Here is a 4187-nt window from a genome sequence, read left to right on the forward strand (position 1 = left end):
GGGTGGGGCGTTTGTTCGTGGGGTGCCGGTTGAGTGGCCTGGGGTGGGTGGGGTGTCGGTTGATGTGCCGACGTATCCGTTCCAGCGTCAGCGCTTCTGGCTGGAGACGCAGCCATCACGGACCGACCTCCGGCGTCTCGGCCTGAGCTCCGCTGACCACCCCTTCCTTGGTGCCACCCTGGACACCGCCGACGGCGGGCTCACCTGGACGGGGCGGATCTCGTCCGAGACCCACCCCTGGCTGGCCGACCACGCGGTGTGGGGCGGGGCGCTGCTGCCGGGGACGGCGTTCGTGGAGCTCGCACTCCAGGTCGGTGACCAGGTCGAAGAACTCACCCTGCACACGCCGCTGACCTTGCCCGAGCAGGGCGGCGTCCGGCTCCAACTCGTCGCTGGACCCGAGGATGAGGCGGGCCGCCGTACCGTGGCCGTTCACTCACGGCCCGAAGAAGCTGAGGACGGTGCCCCGTGGACACGCCACGCCACCGGCGTGGTCGTCGGCTCTGACGGAGTCGGCGTGGGCGTTGGTGAGGGGCTGAGTGCCTGGCCGCCGCCGGGGGCGCGGCGGGTGAAGGCGGAGAATCTCTACGACCGGCTCGCCGTACAGGGGTATGACTACGGGCCGGCCTTCCAGGGGGTGCGGGCGGCCTGGCGGCATGGGGACGAGGTGTACGCCGAGGTGGTCCTGCCGGAGGAGACGGATGTGCGGGGCTTCGCCGTACATCCGGCTTTGCTGGACGGGACTCTGCACGCGATCGGGCTGGGCGCGCTCACCCCGGCTGCCGGGCCGGACGAGATCCTGTTGCCGTTCTCCTGGACTGGTGTGCGCCTGCACGGGGCCGGTGCCTCAACCTTGAGGGTACGGCTCCAGCCGGGTCGCGACGGCGCCATCCGCCTGGACGCGGCTGACGACCAGGGGCGGCCGGTGGTCTCGGTGGACGCCCTGGCGATGCGGCCTGCCTCGCGGCGGCGGTTCAGGACGACGCGGCACGACTCGTTGTTCCGGGTCGGCTGGACCGAGGTCGGTGACATCCCTGACCCGGCGGCGCCACGTCCGACGACGGTGGTGTGCCCCGATGGCCCGGACGATCCCGCGAGCGCGGCGCGGTGGGTGCTGGAGCGGGTCCAGGAATGGCTGGCCGAGGGTGGGAACTCGCCTCTGGTGGTGGTGACTCGCCGGGCTGTGGCGACGGACATCGCGGACGAGGAGATCAACCCCGGTCAGGCGCCGGTCTGGGGACTGGTCCGTTCGGCACAGTCCGAGCATCCTGGCCGGTTCGTGCTGCTCGACGTGGACAACGTGGAGAACGTAGAAGAAGCGGCACTGCTGGCTGTGGCATCGGGTGAACCTCAGCTCTCCCTCCGCGGCGGTCGGCTGTGTGCACCGCGCCTGATCTCCACGGAGAACACCACCGCACCAGGCACTGACGTGCTGGAGACCGCGGTGTTCGGTCCGGATGGGACAGTGCTGATCACCGGGGGGACCGGGACTCTGGGCGGAGAGGTGGCGCGGCATCTCGTGACCCGGTACAACGTCCGCCATCTGCTGCTGGTCGGCCGGCGAGGTAAGGACGCGCCGGGCATGGGCGAGCTGGTCGCTGAGTTGGCGGCGGCGGGTGTGGACGTGACGGTGGCCGCGTGTGATGTGGCGGACCGGAACGCGCTGGCAGCCGTACTGGACGGGGTGCCCGCCGATCGGCCGCTGCGAGGTGTCGTGCATGCCGCCGCTGTACTCGACGACGGCGTGGTCGAGGCGTTGCGGCCCGAGCGGATCGACAAGGTACTGCGGCCGAAGGCGCTGGCCGCCAGGCACCTGCACGAGCTGACGCGGGACCTCGACCTGTCGGCATTCGTCCTGTTCTCGTCGATGTCGGGAGTATTGGGTGCGCCCGGCCAGGCCAACTACGCGGCGGCGAATGCCTACCTTGACGCGCTCGCCGCACACCGCCGCTCTCTTGGACTTCCCGCGATCTCCCTGGCCTGGGGGCTGTGGGAACAGCGCAGCGCCCTGACCGGGGACCTGCGGACCGTCGAGCTCGGCTGGTGGCGGGAGGCCGGCGTCGCGTTCATGCCGACGCGGGACGGTCTCGCGCTGCTCGACGCCGCCCTCGCCGCCCCGCCGACCGCGGGCGCGTTGCTGGTGCCGGCTCACCTGGACGCCCGCAGGGCCACGGGCCCGGTGCCGTCGATGCTGCGCGACCTGGCACGCCGTACGGCCAAGCGCCGCCCGTCCAGCGGGACGGACGGAACATTGCGGCAGAGGCTGGCCGGGGTGGCGGAGGCTGATGGGGATCGGATACTGCTCGACCTGGTGCTCGCACAGGTCGCCACCGTCCTGGGGCATACCGATGGGAACGCCATCGAGCCGCGACGGGCCTTCAGAGAGCTCGGCTTCGACTCCCTGCTGGCCGTGCGCCTGCGTAACACGCTGAACAGCGTCACTGGCGTTCAGCTGCCCACGACGGTGGTGTTCGACCACCCCACGCCGGAGGCGGTCGCGCGGCGGCTGCGCGAGGAGTTGTCGGGGAACACGGCTGCGGCACCGGTCGTGCCGGCGCGGGAGACGCACTCTGCCGACGATCCGATCGTGATCGTGGGGATGGCGTGCCGGTATCCGGGTGGGGTGGCCTCGCCTGAGGATCTGTGGGAGCTCGTGGCTTCGGGCGGCGATGCCATCGGGGGCTTTCCGACCGACCGGGGCTGGGATCTGGCCGGATTGTTCGACGCCGGGTCGGGCCGGTCGTCTGATACACGGTTCGGTGGGTTCCTGGGCGATGCTGCTGATTTTGATGCTGGGTTTTTCGGGATTTCGCCGCGTGAGGCGTTGGCGATGGATCCGCAGCAGCGGTTGTTGCTGGAGACGTCGTGGGAGGCGTTCGAGCGGGCCGGGATCGACACGGCGTCCCTGCGCGGCAAGGACGCGGGCGTGTTCGTCGGCGCCATGCACCAGGAGTACGGCCCCCGCAACGACCAGGCCGACACCGGCGCGGACGGGTATCTGCTGACCGGCGGTGCGGCCAGCGTGTTGTCCGGTCGTGTGGCGTACACGTTCGGGTTGGAGGGCCCGGCTGTGACGGTGGATACGGCGTGTTCGTCGTCGTTGGTGGCGTTGCATCTGGCGGCGCGGGCGTTGCGGCAGGGGGAGTGTTCGCTGGCGCTGGTCGGTGGGGTGACGGTGATGTCCTCACCCGGCGTTTTTGTGGAGTTCAGTCGTCAGCGGGGGTTGGCGGTGGATGGCCGGTGTAAGTCGTTCGCGGAGGCGGCGGATGGTACGGGCTGGTCTGAAGGTGTCGGGGTTTTGGTGGTGGAGCGGTTGTCGGATGCCACCCGTAACGGCCATCAGGTGCTGGCCGTCCTGCGCGGCAGCGCGGTCAATCAGGATGGCGCCTCCAACGGGCTCACCGCTCCGAACGGTCCCTCGCAGCAGCGGGTCATCCGGCGCGCGCTGGCTGATGCGCGCCTTGCTCCCGGCGACGTCGATGTGGTGGAGGCGCATGGGACTGGCACGTCGTTGGGTGATCCGATTGAGGCGCAGGCGCTGATTGCGGCTTATGGGCAGGGTCGGGACCGTCCGTTGTGGTTGGGGTCGGTGAAGTCGAATATTGGTCATTCGCAGGCGGCGGCGGGGGTTGCCGGGGTGATCAAGATGGTGCAGGCGATGCGGCACGGCACGCTGCCGGCGACGTTGCATGTGGATGAGCCGTCGTCGCATGTGGACTGGTCGGCCGGCGCGGTGGAGTTGGTGACCGAGCGGCAGCCTTGGTCGGTGGCCGATCGGCCGAGGCGGGCGGGGGTGTCGTCGTTCGGGATCAGCGGGACCAACGCGCACGTCATCTTGGAGGAGGCTCCCGCACAGGCTGAGGAGGATCGCGTCGCGGTTGCCGGGCCGGTGCCGTGGGTGTTGTCGGCTCGCAGCCAGGAGGCGTTGCGGGCGCAGGGGCAGCGGTTGCTGTCCTATCTGGAAGCGCGTCCGGAGGTCGGTTTCCGGGACGTGGCGCGCACGTTGGCGACTGGTCGTAGCGCGCTGGAGCACCGTGCTGCCGTTGTGGGCGCGGATCGCGACGAGCTGATGGCCGGGGTGGCCGCGCTCGTTGAGGGTCGTGAGGGGTTGGGTGTGGTGCGGGGTGTGGTGGGGGGTGATGGGCGTGTGGTGTTGGTGTTTCCGGGTCAGGGGTCGCAGTGGGTGG

At 70.3% G+C, this 4187-nt stretch carries 1 protein-coding gene; it reads left to right on the top strand.

Annotated features, from left to right (window positions below):
- Positions 1-52: 52 nt before the first annotated feature.
- A partial coding sequence (locus AB0F17_RS66255; protein ID WP_358047796.1) for an SDR family NAD(P)-dependent oxidoreductase occupies positions 53-4187 on the top strand: 4135 nt, incomplete at its 3' end.

Source organism: Nonomuraea sp. NPDC026600, assembly GCF_040638335.1.
In the GTDB taxonomy this organism is placed as follows: domain Bacteria; phylum Actinomycetota; class Actinomycetes; order Streptosporangiales; family Streptosporangiaceae; genus Nonomuraea.